Annotated in this window: 16 protein-coding genes; 8 read left to right on the forward strand and 8 right to left on the reverse strand. The window is 44.4% G+C overall.

What is annotated here, in order from left to right:
* Positions 1-77: 77 nt before the first annotated feature.
* From lspA to ispH, 3 genes are all read left to right on the forward strand, one after another.
* On the forward strand, positions 78-578 hold the full coding sequence (gene lspA, locus F0229_RS12725; protein WP_004735054.1) for a signal peptidase II: 501 nt from the start codon (positions 78-80) through the stop codon (positions 576-578).
* Between the two features lie 312 nt (positions 579-890).
* A complete protein-coding gene (gene fkpB / locus F0229_RS12730) occupies positions 891-1,322 on the forward strand; it encodes an FKBP-type peptidyl-prolyl cis-trans isomerase (protein WP_081090253.1) in 432 nt (143 codons plus the stop codon).
* 158 nt (positions 1,323-1,480) lie between these two features.
* Positions 1,481-2,437 (forward strand): 4-hydroxy-3-methylbut-2-enyl diphosphate reductase, encoded by a 957-nt coding sequence (gene ispH / locus F0229_RS12735; RefSeq protein ID WP_082154845.1) that lies wholly within the window; start codon positions 1,481-1,483, stop codon positions 2,435-2,437.
* Between the two features lie 140 nt (positions 2,438-2,577).
* Here the strand turns inward: ispH and btsR are convergent, their stop codons facing one another.
* The 3 genes from btsR to F0229_RS12750 all read right to left on the reverse strand — a co-directional run bounded on the left by btsR (position 2,578) and on the right by F0229_RS12750 (position 6,832).
* A complete protein-coding gene (gene btsR, locus F0229_RS12740; RefSeq protein ID WP_017106772.1) occupies positions 2,578-3,309 on the reverse strand; it encodes a two-component system response regulator BtsR in 732 nt (243 codons plus the stop codon).
* 105 nt (positions 3,310-3,414) lie between these two features.
* Positions 3,415-5,085, reverse strand: coding sequence for a sensor histidine kinase (locus tag F0229_RS12745; RefSeq protein ID WP_171732979.1), 1,671 nt, complete (start codon positions 5,083-5,085; stop codon positions 3,415-3,417).
* 256 nt (positions 5,086-5,341) lie between these two features.
* Entirely contained in the window at positions 5,342-6,832 is a 1,491-nt protein-coding gene (locus F0229_RS12750; RefSeq protein WP_017062863.1) for a carbon starvation protein A, read from the reverse strand.
* 354 nt (positions 6,833-7,186) lie between these two features.
* On the opposite strand from F0229_RS12750, the gene F0229_RS12755 reads away from it, so the two are divergent.
* Entirely contained in the window at positions 7,187-7,537 is a 351-nt protein-coding gene (locus F0229_RS12755) for a DUF2799 domain-containing protein (RefSeq protein ID WP_017059350.1), read from the forward strand.
* A 117-nt stretch (positions 7,538-7,654) separates the two neighbouring features.
* Here the strand turns inward: F0229_RS12755 and murQ are convergent, their stop codons facing one another.
* Both murQ and F0229_RS12765 read right to left on the reverse strand, forming a co-directional pair.
* On the reverse strand, positions 7,655-8,575 hold the full coding sequence (gene murQ, locus F0229_RS12760; RefSeq protein ID WP_032545650.1) for an N-acetylmuramic acid 6-phosphate etherase: 921 nt from the start codon (positions 8,573-8,575) through the stop codon (positions 7,655-7,657).
* Positions 8,576-8,620: 45 nt separating this feature from the next.
* Complete coding sequence (locus F0229_RS12765) at positions 8,621-9,736, reverse strand: anhydro-N-acetylmuramic acid kinase (protein ID WP_171732980.1); 1,116 nt, start codon at positions 9,734-9,736, stop codon at positions 8,621-8,623.
* 121 nt (positions 9,737-9,857) lie between these two features.
* Here F0229_RS12765 and nagZ point away from each other — a divergent pair, with 121 nt between their 5' ends.
* From nagZ to tyrA, 3 genes are all read left to right on the forward strand, one after another.
* Positions 9,858-10,847 carry a beta-N-acetylhexosaminidase gene (nagZ, locus tag F0229_RS12770; RefSeq protein ID WP_171732981.1) on the forward strand — a complete coding sequence of 330 codons (990 nt, stop codon included), beginning with the start codon at positions 9,858-9,860 and terminating at the stop codon, positions 10,845-10,847.
* A gap of 246 nt (positions 10,848-11,093) precedes the next feature.
* Positions 11,094-12,167 (forward strand): 3-deoxy-7-phosphoheptulonate synthase, encoded by a 1,074-nt coding sequence (locus F0229_RS12775; protein ID WP_102385430.1) that lies wholly within the window; start codon positions 11,094-11,096, stop codon positions 12,165-12,167.
* A gap of 118 nt (positions 12,168-12,285) precedes the next feature.
* Entirely contained in the window at positions 12,286-13,413 is a 1,128-nt protein-coding gene (tyrA, locus tag F0229_RS12780; protein WP_016767720.1) for a bifunctional chorismate mutase/prephenate dehydrogenase, read from the forward strand.
* A 160-nt stretch (positions 13,414-13,573) separates the two neighbouring features.
* Here tyrA and F0229_RS12785 read toward each other — a convergent pair whose 3' ends face one another.
* The 3 genes from F0229_RS12785 to ettA form a co-directional block, all read right to left on the reverse strand.
* Entirely contained in the window at positions 13,574-14,584 is a 1,011-nt protein-coding gene (locus tag F0229_RS12785; RefSeq protein ID WP_010434851.1) for a M23 family metallopeptidase, read from the reverse strand.
* Positions 14,585-14,633: 49 nt separating this feature from the next.
* Positions 14,634-15,002 carry a PilZ domain-containing protein gene (locus F0229_RS12790; RefSeq protein ID WP_016796214.1) on the reverse strand — a complete coding sequence of 123 codons (369 nt, stop codon included), beginning with the start codon at positions 15,000-15,002 and terminating at the stop codon, positions 14,634-14,636.
* A 90-nt stretch (positions 15,003-15,092) separates the two neighbouring features.
* Positions 15,093-16,760: an energy-dependent translational throttle protein EttA gene (ettA, locus tag F0229_RS12795; RefSeq protein ID WP_009848459.1), complete on the reverse strand. Its 1,668-nt coding sequence runs from the start codon at positions 16,758-16,760 to the stop codon at positions 15,093-15,095.
* A 264-nt stretch (positions 16,761-17,024) separates the two neighbouring features.
* On the opposite strand from ettA, the gene sltY reads away from it, so the two are divergent.
* Positions 17,025-18,974, forward strand: coding sequence for a murein transglycosylase (sltY, locus tag F0229_RS12800; protein WP_016796218.1), 1,950 nt, complete (start codon positions 17,025-17,027; stop codon positions 18,972-18,974).
* Positions 18,975-18,991: the final 17 nt, after the last annotated feature.

Raw genomic sequence — 18,991 nt, forward strand, 5'->3', positions numbered from 1 at the left:
GTTTAACCAAGTTGGTAATCAAGGTCACTTAAAGTGACTAACAATGAATACCAACTTCGTAAATACTAGGAATAGAAATGAGTGAAGTTTCGTTAAAACAATCTGGTGTGCGTTGGTTATGGTTGGCTCTATTAGTCTTCCTTGCAGATATCGGCATTAAACTTTTTGTCATGGACAATATGGGTTATGGTTGGGCAAACCGTATTGAGGTGTTGCCGTTTTTTAACTTTTTGTACGTTCATAACTACGGCGCCGCATTCAGCTTCTTGAGTGATCAAAGTGGTTGGCAGCGTTGGTTATTTACGGGTATCGCATTTGCGGTAACAGGTATGCTGACGTACTGGATGAGCAAACTACCAGCAGCAGAGAAGTGGAATAACATTGCTTATGCGATCATCATTGGTGGTGCAGTAGGTAATGTGTTTGACCGAGTCGTACATGGCTTTGTTGTCGATTACTTAGACTTCTACTGGGGCACTTACCACTGGCCTGCATTTAACTTAGCGGATATGGGAATCTGTATCGGTGCTGCGATGATCATCTTAGATGGTTTCCGTAAGAAAGACGAAAGCAAATAGCTTGCCTCAAAGTCAGTCTATGACTCACAGAATAGAATAGCCCTAAGCGCTGTCGGTTGATTCCGACGGCGCTTTTTTTTATGCTGCAATTAATATCAATCGTAGTAAATAACTACTCTCCCTAGTTTGCTAAAAGCCTCGATAACTTCGTTAGAATTTTTGATTGTAGAATAACTACTTATCGAAAAATTCTGCCTTGTTCTCAAGCCTTTTCCCTGAACTATGTCTGAGTACTTACTTACTGTGATTGATATGATATGAGAGCGAAGCAAATTGCGTTCTCAAATAATAAAGAAATCTAAGGAAAGTAACGTGGCAGCAATTAAAAATGATTCAGCAGTAACTCTACATTTTACGATTAAAATGAAGGATGGTTCAGTTGCCGATAGTACGGAAAATATGGGCAAGCCAGCGAAGTTCGTCATGGGCGATGGCAGCCTAAGTGAGAACTTTGAAGCGTGCTTACTTGGACTTGAAGCCGGCACTGAAAAGTCTATCGAACTGAGAGCGGAAGACGCGTTTGGTATGCCAAACCCAGATCATATTCACTATATGGATCGTGCTAAGTTTGTTGGCGACTCTGAAGTTGAAGTGGGCACTATCATGGCATTCTCAGGTCCTGACGGTATGGAAATTCCAGGTATTATTACTGAGATCGCAGGTGATTCAGTGACGGTTGATTTTAATCACCCACTCGCTGGCCAAGACGTTACCTTTGACGTCAATATCTTAACGGTAGAATAACACTCTTAACGGTAGAATAGCTGTCTTCACGCTAGAACAAGATAGCCTTACAGCTGTGACACACAACCCAGAGCTTCACTGTCTAGGCGCTTCACTGTAGAATGCGAACCTCGCTGACGGCGAACTCTATAGAAGCAACCTTAGTACCGCGGTAAATGATGAGCAATGAAATGAAAATAATGTTAGCTAACCCTCGTGGCTTTTGTGCCGGTGTCGATCGTGCGATCAGCATCGTAGAGCGCGCACTCGAAATGTATCAGCCACCGATCTATGTTCGCCATGAAGTGGTACACAACCGCTTTGTTGTTGAGGGGCTCAAGCAGCGTGGTGCTATTTTTGTCGAAGAACTGAGTGAAGTGCCAGACGACAACATCGTGATCTTCTCGGCTCACGGTGTTTCTCAAGCGGTTCGTAAAGAAGCGAAAGAGCGTGAGTTAACGGTATTTGATGCGACATGTCCCTTGGTGACTAAAGTTCATATGGAGGTTGCTCGTGCGAGCCGCAAACATATGGAAGTAGTACTGATTGGTCACGCGGGCCACCCTGAGGTTGAAGGCACTATGGGTCAATATGCGAGCCAAACTGGTGGTATGTACTTGGTTGAGAAGCCAGAGGATGTACAGAACCTAGTGGTAAATGATCCAAGTAACTTGCATTACGTTAGCCAAACGACGCTATCAGTAGATGAAACAGCTGATGTAATTGAAGAGCTACGTCGAGTGTTCCCTGAGATTCAAGGCCCACGTAAAGACGACATCTGTTACGCGACTCAAAACCGTCAAGACGCAGTGCGTGAGATGGCGAATGACGTTGATGTGGTAATTGTTGTTGGTTCTAAGAACTCATCTAACTCAACACGTTTGAAAGAGCTGGCTGAGAAACTAGGCACGCCAGGTTACCTAACTGATTGCCCTGAAGACATTCAAACTGAATGGGTTGAAGGGAAAAAGAAAATTGGTGTGACAGCGGGTGCTTCAGCGCCTGAAGAGCTAGTAAACCAAATCTTAGATCGTATTCGTGAATTGGGTGCGACTGACGTTGAAGAGATTCAAGGTCGTGAAGAGAACATGTTCTTTGAAGTACCAAAAGAGCTGCAGATTAAGCAAGTCGACTAATCTCTATTGATTGGTGACAAGATCGATTCGTGATACTAGCGATTCGTAAACACTATTGATTTGTAAACAGCAGGAAGCCAACGTTGATACGTTGGCTTTTTTGATCGTGCTTTGGAACAAGTCGTCTAACTTCTAACTCGTTACTGGAGACCGAGTTGCTCTTTTAAAGTCTTTAAGTAACGACGGCTAACAGGGACTTCAAAGCCGGTCAGTGTAATGATCTCCGCTAATCCATTCTCTAATAGTTTGATCTCTTGGATCGATTTTATGTTGATCAAATATTGGCGATGACAGCGAATCAAATCGGTTTTTTCTTCCAAGATCTTTAGCGTTAACTGTGAAGTCGCGGTTTGCGATGAGCTACGAACATGCACACCACTGATATCGGAATAGGCGCACTCGACCGTTTGGCTTGCCATGATCACAATGCGGTTATGACCGATACACGGGATTTGCTCTAAGTGACAGGGAGCAATCGCTGAGATGTTCTGTTCTGGTGCTTTCTGGTTTTGCTTGATGACCTTATTCAGGCGACAAACGCTCTTGTTTAATCGACAAGGTTCGACTGGCTTAAGTAGGTAATCAAAAGCGTTATCTTCAAAGGCTTGAATCGCATATTGGTCGTAGGCGGTAACGAATACCACGTAAGGCATGGTGTCTGGGTCAAGCATGCTTAACAGTTCAATCCCGGTAACCTGCGGCATTTGGATATCCAAATACACGACATCAGGCTTGAGTAGGTTGATCTGTTTCAGTCCTTCGATCGCGTTACTCGCTTGGCCGATGATTTCTACTTCTCCGGTTTCGGTCAGCAGCTCAATCAGCTCTTCGCGAGCAAAAAGCTCATCATCGACAACTAATGCCTTTAACATCCTACAATCTTCATCTTGGTTCTATCCCTGCTTGATTCACGCTTATCTTTTAAATGTCTACTTCTATTTATTTCAACTCGGAGCGATTTGTCTCCGAAAATACCATTATTTGAGTATAGGTATGATAAAGCTCATTCGAGTAAATTGCTGTGGTTGAGATTCTATTTTTAGTGCTGAATCTTGTCCAAAGAAATTAGTGAGTCGTTTATCAACAATTTCCATCCCTAATCCTACATGATCTTGAGATGGCTTCTGATAATTACCTGCATTGTCTTCAACGGTTAACTTGAATCCACCCTCGAAAGCCTCGCTATAGATCTTCACTGTGCCACCTTCTAGCATGTTCGAAATGCCATGCTTGATGGCGTTCTCAACCAATGGTTGCAGGGTAAAGCTTGGTAGTTGTGACTCGTATAACTGCGGGTCGATATCCCATTCCACTTCTAGTCGATCGGTAAAGCGTGCTTTCTCTATGGTCAGGTAAGCGTTGACGTGTGCCAGTTCGTCTTTGAGCTTCACGGTGTTGATGTTCTGCTTTAGGTTGCTTCTAAAGAAGTGAGACAGGTGCTGAATCAACTCTCGAGCTTTATCTGGGTCACGACGTGTTACTGCGCTAATGGTGTTAAGCGCATTAAACAAGAAGTGCGGATTCACTTGAGCGTGCAGCAGTTTGATTTCTGCTTGTGTCAGTAGCGTTTGCTGTTGCTGATAGTTGCTAAAGAGGATCTGGCTCGACAATAGCTGAGCGATACCTTCCCCCATCGACATGTTGATGGTCGAGAATAGTTTCAGCTTTGGCTCATAGAGCTTGATGGTACCGACTACTTCATTACCCGCGCGCAATGGAATAATTAGCGCAGAGCCCAATTTACAATCCTGCGATAGGGAGCATTGGTATGGGTTCTCTTTGCCATCAAGATAGATGATGTCGTTCTGTTCCATCGAAGTGAGGGTACTTTGCGATGAAATCGGGGTATTCGGAATATGGTGTTCATCACCAATGCCGACGAACGCGAGGATTTTTTCTCGGTCGGTAATCGCTACCGCCCCAACATTGGTCTCTTCATAAACGATACGTACGATTTTTTGTGCGTTATCAGAATTGAAGCCGCCATGTAGGATACCTACTGAACGCTCGGCGATGGTTAATGCGCGGCGTGAGAAGGTAGCCGAGTACTTTTCGAAGATGGTTTTTCTGTCTTGGATGATACTCATGAACAACGCAGCACCGACCGAGTTAGCGATGATCATTGGCGCAGCAATGTCGGAAACCAGAGCATAGGACTGCTCAAATGGTTTTGCGACCGCCAGTAGAATCAGCATTTGAATGATCTCTGCAAACAGGGTTACCGAGAAAACCACTAACGGATTAAACAGTTGGCTGGCTTTGTTCTTTCTGACTAAGTAAACGTGCAATAGGCCGCCAATCAAGCCTTCTGCTGTGGTGGAAATAGCACAAGCCAAGTCTGTGAAGCCGCCTAATGAGTAACGGTGAATTCCACCAGTAAAGCCGACGGCAAAGCCAACGACAGGGCCGCCAAACAGACCTCCCATTACCGCACCCATCGCACGCGTGTTGGCGATGGCATCATTGATCTGCAGTCCGAAATAGGTACCCATAATGCAGAACAGGGAAAACAGAGCGTAGCAGCTGATCTTATGGCTTAAGCGAGATGAGATGCTCAACAAAGGGAGAATCAGTGGGGTTTTACTCAGCATGTAAGCAATCACTAAGTAGACGCAGGTTTGTTGCAGCAGAGAGAGAATGAGTTCCATATTTTCACCTATTGAGACGCTTGTTAAGTGTAAAGCTCATTGCGTGGTAACGGTAGCTTTGCTTGTGTTTTCGTTGGTTATATCGAGCGACGATTGCTTCTCAATGCTGAGATACAGTAAAGCCCATCACTGAGGACGGGCTTTAGTCTTAATATCCACGAATCACTGGGTGATTACGGGAGCAAGCGAAGTGTGTTTGGCTGCTCTTTTGTCTCTCTATGAAGACGTGTCTCTTGTTCCCAAGAGCCTTAAAGAACTAGGCTGTTTTGGTAACGCCTTTTGCTTCTTTCTCTTCTTCATCAGCTAGGTCGATATCGCCTTTGCCTTTTGAAATTTTAATAACGTAAGCCGCAACACCTAGCGCACTCACTACACCAATGATGGTTGAGATTTGCATTGGTAGACCGAAGCCCAGTTGGCTGTTGTTCAGGATGAATGTGATACACACAGACGTCATGAAGATAGCTGGAACTGTTGTTACCCAGTGCAGTTTGTTGTGGCGAAGTAGGTAAGCTGAAGCTGTCCACAGCATCATTACGGCTGTTGATTGGTTAGCAAAACCGAAGTAGCGCCAGATGATACCGAAATCAACTTGAGTCAGGATGCCACCGATAACGAACAGTGGTAACGCCATTAGTAGACGGTTACGCAGTGTTTTCTGTTCCATGTTGAAGTATTCAGCAAGGATAAGACGGCTTGAACGGAACGCTGTGTCACCAGAAGTGATAGGTAGGATAACCACGCCAAGGAAAGCAAGGATACCGCCAAATACACCCAGTAGGCCAAATGAAGCGCTGTATACCACGTTACCAGGGCCGCCGTTTGCAATCGCGTCAGATAGAGATTCAACTGAACCGAAGAATGACAGAGCAAGCGCACACCAGATTAGAGCGATGATGCCTTCACCAATCATTGCACCGTAGAATACGAATCGGCCGTTTTTCTCGTTTTCCATGCAACGCGCCATTAGTGGAGACTGAGTGGCGTGGAAGCCAGAGATAGCACCACATGCGATAGTGATGAAGAGAGCAGGCCAAAGTGGTAGGTCATTCGGGTTCATGTTGGTGAACATGTCGCTGATCTCAAAGCCCCCCATGATTTGGTGTTCGTCAGATAGACCAATCGCAGTGATTAGGCCAACAGACATAAAGATAAGCAGTGCACCGAACAGTGGGTAGAAGCGACCAATGATTTTATCGACAGGGACAATCGTTGCGATGATGTAGTAAGCAAAGATGATAACAACCATCGTAGTTGCAGACATCGCGAAATCAGTTTGGTCGTTCACTAGGTTAGTGATCATACCTGCTGGAGCAGATACGAATACCACACCAACAAGAAGCAGTAGAACAATGGCAAAGATGTTCATAAAGTGTTTTGCGCCATTGCCTAGGTAACGTCCAGTGATGGTTGGAACCGAAGCTCCGCCATTACGGATAGATAACATACCTGAGAAGTAGTCGTGTACTGCACCTGCGAAGATACAACCTAGAACGATCCAAAGCATTGCTGCTGGACCATAAAGGGCACCCATGATAGGGCCGAAGATTGGACCTACACCTGCGATGTTAAGCAGCTGAACTAGGTAAACCTTTGGTGTCGACATTGGAACGTAGTCCACGCCATCTTGCTTAGTGTGAGCAGGTGTTTGGCGTTTTTCATTGATACCGAAAATCTTCTCGATAAAGGTACCGTAAATAAAGTAGCCACCAATGAGTGCTGCGACACAGGTAAGAAACCACATCATAATTTGTTATCCCTGAATGTATTAATTAAGTCAGGGTGTATAATAAAGGAGTCGATGAGAAGAAACTTCCGCTACGAGAGTGAGTGGTCGAATAGCCAATTTAGCGGTGTTATAACTGATTTAGTGGTTTGTTCACTGTGCTGAGTGGCCGATATTTCTATCGAGAGGCCTATTAGCTCTATAGAGAGGTTGTTTGAGTTGGCTTAACGGCGACTATTGATTCTGAGTGGTCGGAATGAACCTAAAGTGGCGAACATTAGACAATAAGTGGACATCGATAGGCGTTCAGCGGAGAATCACCACAAAGGCAGCGCTTCGTCAGAAAGTGGTGAAGTAACAATATAAAGGATTGAAATGAAAAAAATAATCGTACTATTCGCCGTGGCATTTAGCCTTGCAGGATGCAGCGCCAATGTTCAAGATTTAGCAGCTGAAGGCAATTGGCAAGAGATTGGCTATCGTGATGGTATCAAAGGCCACACTCAGCGTTCGTATTCAGAGATGACTGAGCTTGGCGCAGTCGATCAAGCGAGTTACACAGAAGGTTATCACCTAGGTGTGACTGAATATTGTAATCCGAACCATGCTTATCAGATTGGTTTATCTGGTCAGGTGTATGAAGGCGTGTGTTCTGGTACGGAAGACGCTCAACGTTTCCGTATGGAATGGCAACGCGGCTGGGACGAGTTCTCAAACGACTATTAAGCCCAAGCTAGCCATAAAAAATTAAAACTAAAAAAAGACCAGTACCGCGTGTGTGCTGGTCTTTTTGTATGTCGTTGAAGTAGCTGTCTAAATGAGAAGCTACAAGCCAAATTAAGATTACTGATTATTCTCGACGGCTTTTCTCAAGAAGCCATTTTGCTTATCAAGCTGAGCCTTGGCTAACTCTAAATCTAGCCCTGTTAGAATCATCAAAATAGATAACTTCACATCGTAATCAGTCGCTTTAAGTGTCGACACCGCCAGTGCTTTATCGCACTCCGTTGCTTGGATAACGATACGAGCGGCGCGGGCAACCAACTTTTCATTGGTCGCTTTTACGTCGACCATAAGGTTTTGGTAGCTCTTACCAATGCGAATCATGCTGGCAGTGGTCAGCATATTAAGCACCAGCTTTTGTGCTGTACCTGATTTGAGTCGTGTTGAACCAGTCAATGCTTCTGGGCCAACCACCGGGCTAATTGCGATTTGAGCGATTTCAGCAATTGGAGAGTCAGGGTTACAAGATAATGCAACCGTTACTGCGCCAAGCTGATTGGCATAGTTGAGTGCACCAATCACGTAAGGTGTGCGACCGCTCGCAGCAATACCTACCACGACATCATTTTCTGAAAACTGAATCGCTTTCAGGTCTTCAATGCCGAGAGTTAGCGAGTCTTCTGCACCTTCTTTGGCTTTTAAAATCGCCTCTGGTCCGCCTGCAATTAAGCCGATAACCATTTTGTCCGAAACACCGAAAGTCGGTGGGCATTCTGAGGCGTCTAACACACCTAATCGACCACTGGTGCCTGCGCCCATATAAATCAGTCGACCACCGTTTTGAAAGACATGAGCAATTTTATCGACCGCTTTCGCGATCTGTGGCAGTTCCGCTTCAATCGCCAGCGGGACTTGCTTGTCTTGTTGGTTAATCTTTTCAACCACTTCGAGAGAGGTGAGCAGATCAATATCCATAGTGTCAGGGTTTCTCCCCTCCGAAACGAGGTGCGAGAGTGCTGATATGAGAGCGTCGTTACTCATAATGGTCCTTAAATGGTGATTCTAAAATGATGGTTCTAAAGTTGTTTAGTCAGCACGATAGAGAACGCCTAGAGAGGCCGCTCTGCTTGCGCCAGTCACTTCTGGTAAATTGCTTGGCAGTTGATGAATATGACGTTGAGCAAGCCACGCAAAAGCCATCGCTTCCATGTAATCGGCGTCCACGCCTTTACTGGTGGTTGAGTCAACCTCCCAACTTGGAAGCAGTTCAGACAGCCTCTTCATCAACAATGGATTTCGTGTACCACCGCCACACACATACAGTGCAGGCTGGTCACCCAAGCGATAAGTCTCCACTTCATTGGCTATCGTCAATGCGGTGTATTCACAAAGTGTGCGCTGAACATCTTCTGCTGCAAGATCTTTAAATTCTGTTAATTGTTGCTCTAGCCACGGTAGATTAAACAGTTCTCTACCAGTACTTTTCGGTGGTATTTGAGATAGATAAGATTCATTTAACAACTGTTCGAGAAAGGCTTGATTGAGCTGACCTTTAAGCGCAAATTGGGCATCACGGTCAAACTTATCGCCCGTGTGTTTATCAACCCAAGCGTCCATCAACATATTGCCCGGGCCAGTATCATAACCAAGTGTTGGCTGATTAGGGCGCAGCACTGAAATATTCGAGATACCACCAATATTCAACACCACAACTGAGCTGTCTTGTGGCTGGAAAATAGTATGGTGGAAGGCAGGGACTAATGGCGCACCTTGTCCGCCTAATGCCATGTCTTTACGCCTGAAATCGGCAACCGTTTGAATCTGTGTTTTAGCGGCAATGATGTTGGCATCACCCAACTGCATGGTAAATGGAGATTCGCCGCTTGGCTGGTGGAATACCGTTTGGCCATGATTACCAATCGCAGTCACAGAAGATGCAGGTGTACCTGACTTTTCGAGAAGTTGCAAAACCGCATCGCCAAACAGATGGCCAAGCTGGTGGTCGAGTTCTCCAATGGCAATTAAATCGGTTTTCTGACCAATACAGACTTCAAGCAGACGCGCTTTGAGGTCATCAGGCATCGGGAACTCATCATGAGCAAGCAATGTAATGCTATCGTCTTCAATCGAGACTAACGCAGTATCAACACCGTCCATACTCGTCCCCGACATCACACCGATATACAGTTCTTTATGATCCATTCCTAAGCTCTTACCCTGCATTCTTAAAGTCTTCCACAGATTGTTTTAAAAACATTGTAAAGCAAATTTAAAGAGAATAATCTCGGGAAGTTTATGAAATTAGGTTTAATAAGGAATAAATATGGGACCGTTGTGGGTTGATGTTGCAGGCTACGAACTGACAGCTGAAGACAGAGAAATTTTAGAGCATCCAACCGTTGGTGGTCTCATCTTATTTACTCGAAACTACCACGATAGCAAACAGTTGTCGGCGTTAACTAAAGAGATCCGCAAGGTAGCGAAACGTCCTATTTTGATTGGTGTTGACCAAGAAGGTGGTCGAGTTCAACGCTTTCGCGACGGCTTTTCAATTATCCCTGCCGCTCAAGAATTCGCGACTAAGAATAATGGTGAGCAGTTAGCAGAACAAGCTGGTTGGTTGATGGCTGCGGAATTGATTGCCCATGATATCGATCTGAGCTTTGCGCCTGTATTAGATAAAGGTCACGAGTGTAAAGCGATTGGTAGCCGAGCGTTTGGTGAAGATATTGATACCATCGTTCGCCACAGTAGTGCTTTTATTAATGGCATGAAATCGGTTGGCATGGCGACGACAGGGAAGCACTTTCCAGGACACGGCGGCGTGATTGCTGACTCACACCTTGAAACGCCTTATGATCCTAGAAACGACATCTTTGAAACTGATATGGCCATTTTCAAGGCTCAAATTGAAGCTGGAATATTAGATGCGATGATGCCTGCACATGTGGTTTTTTCTCACTATGATGATCAGCCAGCGAGTGGCTCTGAGTATTGGTTGCAGAAAGTATTGAAGCAGCAGCTTGGATTCAAAGGCTTGGTATTCTCTGATGACTTAACAATGGAAGGAGCTGCCATTATGGGGGGGCCGGCAGACAGAGCGAAAGCGGCCTTAAGTGCGGGTTGTGACATGGTGCTGATGTGTAATAAACGAGATGCACAAATAGAGGCTCTGGACAACTTAACGATTCAAGAGGTGCCTTTAGCTAACTCATTGCTTAAAAAACACAGCTTCGATTTATCGAGGCTTCACTCGGATAGTCGGTGGAAAGAGGCCTCAGAGCAAATTAAGCGAATTTTAAACGCTGGGTGATAAATAAACACTCTATAAGTTTGAAGAAGGCGATATGAGAAATATCGCCTTTTTTGTATGTATAGGGTGTGGTTTTGGCCGCTATGTATCTTCTAACGAGTTAAATAGTAAGTGTAAATTATAATTTACATCAAATGTTTTTTATTGTTTACACTTGCAATCGTTTTTGTAGCTGTTATTGTGTTTTTAAAGATTGTTAGCCCAAATGGAAATGTTGGGTGTAAAAATAAATATACAGGTTGAGTTATGCAGAAAAGTGAATTAAGCAATGTCAATATCATCGACGAACAGGTACTGATTACTCCTGAAGAGTTAAAAGCAAAACTGCCTTTGAGTGATAATGCTCGTCGTTTCATTCAAGAGTCTCGTCAAACTATCGCAAACATCATTCACAAGAAAGATCATCGCATGCTTGTAGTATGTGGCCCATGCTCTATCCATGATCTAGAAGCGGCGAAAGAATACGCAAAACGCCTCAAAGCACTTTCTGAAGAATTGAGCGACCAACTGTATATTGTAATGCGTGTTTACTTTGAAAAGCCTCGTACCACTGTTGGTTGGAAAGGCTTGATCAATGACCCACATCTAGATGGCACGTTTGATATTGAGCATGGTCTGCATGTTGGTCGTGAGCTTTTAGTTGAGTTAGCCGAGATGGAAATCCCACTAGCGACAGAAGCACTAGACCCAATCAGCCCACAATACCTAGCAGATACATTCAGCTGGGCTGCGATTGGCGCACGTACGACTGAATCTCAAACTCACCGTGAAATGGCAAGTGGCCTTTCAATGCCAATCGGCTTTAAGAATGGTACAGACGGTAACTTAGGTACTGCAATTAATGCGATGCAGGCTGCTTCTTCGAGCCACCGTTTCATGGGTATCAGCCGCGAAGGTCAAGTTGCGTTATTAACAACGCAAGGTAATCCAAATGGTCACGTAATTTTACGTGGCGGCAAGCAGACTAACTACGATTCAGTGTCAGTACATGAATGTGAGCAAGAGCTTGGTAAGTCTGGATTAGAGGCGGCATTGATGGTTGATTGTAGCCATGCAAACTCTCGTAAAGACTTCCGTCGTCAACCACTGGTGGCTGAAGATGTGATTCATCAAATTCGCGAAGGCAACAAGTCGATTATCGGCTTGATGATTGAGAGCCATATTAACGAAGGAAATCAATCCTCGGATATACCTCTCAATGAGATGAAATACGGTGTTTCTATTACCGACGCGTGTATCAATTGGGATTCAACTGAGGCACTATTGAAGCGTGCACATACGGAATTAGTCCCGTTCTTAGAGAACCGCTTGAAAGGTTAGTCAGAGTTTAAAATTTAAGTGCCTCATCTAATGGGGCATTTTAAGATCTGTTGCTAACAAATCTGCGCCAGGTGGGCTTATAGATTAGTACGGGTTTATAGATTTAGTAAGGAATAAAATGGCCGTTGAACTGAACGAATTACGCGACCAAATCGATGTTGTCGATAAACAAATGTTGGATTTACTGGCTCAACGTCTCGCTCTAGTAGAGAAAGTGGGCGAAGTAAAAAGTGAACATGGTTTACCTATTTATGTACCAGAGCGCGAAGCTGCGATGCTGGCGTCTCGTCGTCAAGAAGCCGAGAAAATAGGGGTTCCACCGCAGTTAATCGAAGATATTTTGCGTCGTACGATGCGTGAGTCTTATGCCAGTGAAAAAGATTCTGGTTTTAAGTGCCTTAACCCAGAGTTACGTTCAGTGGTTATCGTTGGTGGTAATGGTCAACTTGGTGGTCTGTTTGGCCGTATGTTCAAGCTTTCTGGTTACGAAGTGAAAATCCTTGGCAGCCAAGATTGGGATAAAGCCGATGAGATTTTAGATAATGCCGGACTTGTGGTTGTTACGGTTCCAATTCACCTAACTGAAGGTGTGATTGCGAAGCTAGGTAATCTGCCAAGCGATTGTATTCTTTGTGATTTGACGTCGATTAAATCAAAGCCTCTGCAGGCAATGATGAACATGCACCAAGGCCCAGTTGTTGGATTGCACCCAATGTTTGGTCCTGATGTGCCAAGCCTTGCTAAGCAGGTTATTGTTTACAGTGATGGTCGCGACTCTGAAAGCTACCAATGGCTATTGAATCAATTTGGTATTTGGGGTGCGAGCCTTTGCCAGATGGATGCAGCTGAACACGATCACGGTATGACTCTGATTCAAGCACTACGCCATTTCACCTCTTTTGCTTACGGCTTGCACCTAAGTAAAGAGAACCCGAATATTGATCAGCTTCTGAAGCTAAGCTCGCCAATCTACCGACTTGAGATTGCGATGGTTGGCCGTCTGTTTGCTCAAGACCCGAACTTGTATGGTGATATTATTCTTTCTTCGGATGAGAATATTGAGATGATTCGACGTTTCCATAGCTGTTTCGGCGAAGCATTAGAAATCTTAGATGGCAAAGATAAAGCTAAATTTGTTGATAGCTTTAACCAAGTGAGCGATTGGTTTGGTGATTACTCACAACAATTCTTACAAGAGAGCCAAAGTCTGTTAAAACAAGCACATGACTCGATTCATCGTGGCTAATACTGATTTGAAATCATACAAAAGAGCGACCTGATGGTCGCTCTTTTTTTATCTAATTCAGAACTAAAAGTAGTTGGCCTACTGTAGGCTAAAAGCAATTAGATCATCATAGGCCAAACCAACAGGTCTTAGTCATTAACAAATAGTTAGCCACTAACAACTAATTAGTCGTGATTGGTTTTTTGTTATCTTCACTCGATACAGTGTCTATGGTCGAGCTAATGTAAGGCACGTTCGTTAGGTTGATCTGCAAGCGAACCACATTATCAATCAACTGAACCAGTGGGCCCCACTTAACTTTCTTTTCTTTTTCAAACACGTAGTTGAAGTTCTCTGGTGTCCAATCCATCAAGTATTGAGGGTTCAATGAACGGCCAAGGAAACGTACCTCATAATGCAAGTGTGGTCCGGTAGAGTTACCTGAGTTACCACAATTCGCAATTACGTCGCCTTTACTGACGAATTGACCGCTGCGTACTTTGAATTTCTGAAGGTGTGCGTAAGAGCTCATGAAGCCAAATGAGTGACGCATGGTTAGGAAGTTACCAAACCCTTTGTTACTTGGACGAACGGTTTCAATGACACCATCAGCAGGTGCTAGGATCTCTTCACCTCGCTTACACGTTAAATCGATACCGGTATGGTTATGGCGCTTACCTGAAATAGGGTTTGTGCGACGACCATAAGACGAAGAGATTCGTTGATAAGTCATTGGACTGTCGTTTGGAATCAAACGGAACATTGTCGCTCTTACTGCTGAATCTATCGCAGCAGCATCAATGCGATCTTCTAAAGAGACATCGTCTGTAAGCAGTTCTTCATCGGCAAGGCCAAGCACGGATTCAACATCGAAAACACGCTTACCAAGTAATTGAATCGCACCTTCTTTCTCAGTCAATGTTTGTGACAGCGAGTGGTTTGTTTCTACCTGTTCAGCGTAAAGAAACTCAGTTTGCTCTTTTTCAACAATCAGCGTTTCGATCAACTGCTGTGCATCACCAGCTTGTGATGCCAGCTCTTGCTGACTTTCAAAGTGCATGTAGGTTGCTCCGCCGATCAAGGCTGGAACAGAGAAAAGAGCAGTGGTGCATAAGAGCACGGCTTTTCGGCCGAAGTAAAACGTTTGTTCCCCTTGGCTTGAGGGGATCGTAATAGCAATTTTTTTAGACATGGTTCTGTATTAACTAAATGCTTCTAATAGAAAAAGGATTATGGAGATATTATTCTTTACCCAAATCGGTAAGGTGCTCAATCTCTCTATAAAGCAGTTCATCGTCACCAACGTTAAGTTCTATAAGACGCTTAAGGTGGCTGATACTATCAATATCTAAATGCTCTATGCGTAAACGCATTGAGGTATTGATGGTAGAGACTATCGTTGCTTCTAACTGAATATTGATATCACTGTTTGCGAGCGTAAAGCTGACTTGAACAGGAATATCATGGCTGAGTTGCTGAAAGTCATCGCACTGAATGAGTAAACCATGAAGAGATAAGTCTTGTACCGAACCGGACACATTTACTGATCCTTGTGATAATTCAGTTGGCACTTGATAAACAACTCGTGAAAACTGACGTCTTTCAATCATAATTCATCTCTCTATATCGATGCGTAACGTGTAAGCTAGATATATCAAAGGCCGCTATTATTGCGGCCTTTGTTCAAAATGCAAGCGAATTTACTTAGCGATACGCTTGTACTTGATACGGTGCGGTTCTGCTGCCTGTGCGCCCAGAGTTTTCTTCAACCACTCAGTGTACTCAGTATAGTTACCTTCGTAGAAGTTAACTTGACCTTCATCACGGTAGTCTAAGATATGGGTCGCAATACGGTCAAGGAACCAACGGTCATGCGAGATAACCATTGCACAGCCAGGAAACTCAAGCAGTGCTTCTTCAAGTGCACGTAGAGTTTCGACATCAAGGTCATTGGTTGGTTCATCGAGTAACAGTACGTTACCGCCCGCTTTTAGCAGTTTAGCTAGGTGAACACGGTTACGTTCACCACCAGAAAGCTGACCGATGATTTTCTGTTGGTCGTTGCCTTTGAAGTTGAAGCGAGAGCAGTATGCACGTGCAGGGATTTCGAAGTTGTTGATCTTAATGATATCAGCGCCTTCAGAGATCTCTTGGAATACTGTTTTTGTATCGTCCATGCTGTCACGGAACTGATCAACAGAAGCAAGTTTAACCGTTTCGCCAAGTTCAACTGTCCCTGAGTCTGGCTGTTCAGCACCACTTAGCATCTTAAACAGTGTTGATTTACCTGCACCGTTGGCACCAACGATACCAACGATAGCGCCTTTAGGCATGCTGAATGATAGATCATCGATAAGAACGCGATCACCAAATGACTTAGTTAGGTTCTTAACTTCAAGTACCTTGTCACCTAAACGCTCACCCGGTGGGATGAACAGTTCGTTGGTTTCGTTACGCTTCTGGTATTGGCCAGTCGTCATTTCTTCAAAACGAGCCATACGAGCTTTAGACTTCGCTTGACGACCTTTAGGGTTTTGACGAACCCATTCAAGTTCTTTCTCAATCGTTTTTTGGCGTGCGCTTTCGCCTGCTTTTTCTTGCTTCAAACGCTCATCTTTCTGCTCTAGCCAAGATGTGTAGTTACCTTCCCATGGGATACCTTCACCACGGTCAAGTTCTAGAATCCAGCCAGCAGCGTTGTCTAGGAAGTAACGGTCGTGGGTAATTGCCACAACAGTACCGCTGTAATCAACAAGGAAGTGCTCAAGCCATGCTACTGATTCTGCATCCAAGTGGTTGGTTGGTTCATCAAGTAGCAGCATGTCTGGTTTTTCAAGAAGTAGACGACATATCGCAACACGACGACGCTCACCACCTGATAGAAATTCGATTTTCGCATCCCATTCAGGAAGACGAAGTGCGTCAGCAGCGCGCTCTAGAGCTGTTTCTAGGTTGTGACCATCTTTTGCTTGGATCAGTGCTTCAAGCTCGCCTTGTTCTTTAGCAAGAGCATCAAAATCTGCATCTGGTTCTGCGTAAGCTGCGTAAACTGCATCGATACGCTTAAGCGCGTCTGCAACATCAGAAACCGCTTCTTCTACGATTTCACGCACGGTTTTTGATTCGTCTAGTACAGGTTCTTGCGGTAGGTAACCGACTTTAAGGCCTTGTTGTGCACGAGCTTCACCATCAATATCAGTATCAATACCAGCCATGATACGTAGTAGGGTAGATTTACCTGAACCATTTAGACCCAAAACACCGATTTTAGCGCCAGGAAAAAAGCTAAGAGAAATGTCTTTAAGAATTTGACGCTTAGGTGGAACAGTTTTGCTCACCCGAGACATGGTATATACGTATTCAGCCATTGCCGATCGATCCTAATTTATTGTTCAAAATTGTCTGCTATTTTATACCAATATCCCCAAAGATGTTACTCCTTGGGTAGAAAAGCCAATCTTGGATAAATTCTTACCAGTTATTGTCACAATAATCAGTAAAGCCTTATTTAATAGGCTTCTGAGGCGAAGTGTTAAATATTAATAATATTTACACTCAAAACCTTTACATTTGATGTGATGTCGGGCGTAAATAGACTTCACGTATTCATACACGCACTAAGGAAAGAGCGAATGTTTTTCCGCATTGGTAATACGAAGGTTGCTGTGGCTGCAGCAGCAATTTTGTCTTCATTTTCACTGACTCCGACGGTTATGGCTAGCACTGCCTCTGAGCTTGAAATGCAGCGTGATGTTTATGACAGAGCGCAAGAGGTTTTAGACAACCGAGACCTAAAAGCTTACTCGGCGCTACGTAATAAAATTCAAACATACCCTTTAACTCCATACACAGATTATCGCGCCTTTCTTATTGGCTTAGGCGATCGTACACCTGCTGAAGTGGATACTTTTATAGAAGAAAACAAAGCCCTGCCATTTTCGAATCGTATGCGCGCACCTTATCTGGATTCACTAGCCTCTCAAAAGCAGTGGCAAACGATATTGGAATTTCAAACCCAAGAGCCGACTGGCGAAAAATACCAATGTATCTATTACCGAGCTCATTATGAGCAAGGTAATCAAGAAATCGCGTTTAAAGGTGCGAAGCAACTTTGGTTAAGCGGCAGTGGTGTTGATGACGCATGTGACCCGCTTTTTGAAGAGTGGGATAAAGCTGGCTTAAGAACCGATGAGTTGATACTAGAAAGGATGTTGTTGGCGTTTGAAGGCCGTAACGGTAAGTTGATGACTTATCTAATTAAACAATTAGATTATGATGAGGCAATTGCTCAAGCCAAGCAGATGAAGGCGTTGTTCAACAAGCCTGAAGATGTTCTCGCGTTTGCCAAGAAGCACCCTGCGAATGAATTTTACCAAGCTCAAACCGAGTTTGGTTTTGAGAAACTGGCAAGGAAGTCAGCAAGCAGCGCTCAAGAGGTTTTTGATGATGTTGTGAAAGCTCAAAAGTTTTCGAAAGAAAAATCCCAAGAGTTAGCGGACTACCTAACGTTCCGCTTGATCAATACCGACTCTGAAGAGTTGATGGCGTGGCGAGACAAAATGCTCGCGAGCTCATCGAAACAGGTCTTGCTGGAGCGACGTGCTCGCTTAGCTATCCAACATGCAGATTGGACTGGCTTGAAAGAGTGGATAGCGCGCTTAGATGATAAGCATCAGGCTTCGCTTCGCTGGCAGTATTGGCAGGGTCGAGCTGAGATAGCGACGGGGGATAGCGCTCAAGGTAACAAGAGACTATCCGATATTATGGGGCAGCGTAACTTTTACAGTGTAGCGGCAGCTAAGCAGTTAGATGAGCCTATCCAGTACCCAACATCCACGTTGAAATACAATGCTGAAACAGTGAAACCTTTTAACACATCATTGACTCGTATTGGTGAGCTGATTGAACGCGATAAAATTGCGGCAGCTAAGAGTGAGTGGCGTTGGTTATTAGCCAATGCAGACAAAGACCAAAAATCGATGCTTGCGGCTCATGCTGCGACAAAACGTTGGAATCATCTAACGGTCACGGCCAGTATATCAGCGAAGATGTGGGACAATATTACTTTACGTTTCCCAGTTGCGCACAAGTGGTGGTTCAACTTCTATGCCGAAAAACACGATATTGACCCAATCACTTTGATGTCTTTAGCGAGACAAGAAAGCGCGATGGATTCAGAAGCTCGCTCTCCTGTTGGCGCACGTGGCATCATGCAAATCATGCCGAAGACAGCTCAATACACGGCTAAAAAGCATCAAATTAAGTATCAGGGAAGCGACGACCTTTATAATGTCAGCAAGAATATTGAGATTGGTAGCCACTATTTAGATGGTTTGCTTGCTCAATATGACAACAACCGTATTTTTGCTTTTGCCGCTTACAACGCAGGGCCTAGCAGAGTAAAACAGTGGCGTTCACGTAGTGATGAAAAGTTAGATGCGTATGCCTTTATTGAAATGATTCCATTCAAAGAGACGCGCGGTTACGTTCAGAATATCTTGATGTTCGAGACGTATTATCGAGATATTCTAGGTGAGAAAGGCGCGTTTTTGGCCCCTAATGAACTAGCCACTAAATATTAGTGGCTCGATGCTTTTTG

This window comes from Vibrio sp. AIC-3, from assembly GCF_013114515.1.
In the GTDB taxonomy this organism is placed as follows: Bacteria; Pseudomonadota; Gammaproteobacteria; order Enterobacterales; family Vibrionaceae; genus Vibrio; species Vibrio crassostreae_C.

Bases quoted from the DNA above. Each gene is read 5' to 3' on its own strand.
- F0229_RS12790 (WP_016796214.1), bottom strand. From the start codon at position 15,002: ATGATTGAAAGACGTCAGTTTTCACGAGTTGTTTATCAAGTGCCAACT.
- F0229_RS12755 (WP_017059350.1), top strand. From the start codon at position 7,187: ATGAAAAAAATAATCGTACTATTCGCCGTGGCATTTAGCCTTGCAGGA.
- btsR (WP_017106772.1), bottom strand. From the start codon at position 3,309: ATGTTAAAGGCATTAGTTGTCGATGATGAGCTTTTTGCTCGCGAAGAG.
- nagZ (WP_171732981.1), top strand. From the start codon at position 9,858: ATGGGACCGTTGTGGGTTGATGTTGCAGGCTACGAACTGACAGCTGAA.
- F0229_RS12785 (WP_010434851.1), bottom strand. From the start codon at position 14,584: ATGTCTAAAAAAATTGCTATTACGATCCCCTCAAGCCAAGGGGAACAA.
- F0229_RS12765 (WP_171732980.1), bottom strand. From the start codon at position 9,736: ATGGATCATAAAGAACTGTATATCGGTGTGATGTCGGGGACGAGTATG.
- ispH (WP_082154845.1), top strand. From the start codon at position 1,481: ATGAGCAATGAAATGAAAATAATGTTAGCTAACCCTCGTGGCTTTTGT.
- lspA (WP_004735054.1), top strand. From the start codon at position 78: ATGAGTGAAGTTTCGTTAAAACAATCTGGTGTGCGTTGGTTATGGTTG.
- sltY (WP_016796218.1), top strand. From the start codon at position 17,025: ATGTTTTTCCGCATTGGTAATACGAAGGTTGCTGTGGCTGCAGCAGCA.
- F0229_RS12745 (WP_171732979.1), bottom strand. From the start codon at position 5,085: ATGGAACTCATTCTCTCTCTGCTGCAACAAACCTGCGTCTACTTAGTG.
- murQ (WP_032545650.1), bottom strand. From the start codon at position 8,575: ATGAGTAACGACGCTCTCATATCAGCACTCTCGCACCTCGTTTCGGAG.
- tyrA (WP_016767720.1), top strand. From the start codon at position 12,286: ATGGCCGTTGAACTGAACGAATTACGCGACCAAATCGATGTTGTCGAT.
- ettA (WP_009848459.1), bottom strand. From the start codon at position 16,760: ATGGCTGAATACGTATATACCATGTCTCGGGTGAGCAAAACTGTTCCA.
- F0229_RS12775 (WP_102385430.1), top strand. From the start codon at position 11,094: ATGCAGAAAAGTGAATTAAGCAATGTCAATATCATCGACGAACAGGTA.
- F0229_RS12750 (WP_017062863.1), bottom strand. From the start codon at position 6,832: ATGATGTGGTTTCTTACCTGTGTCGCAGCACTCATTGGTGGCTACTTT.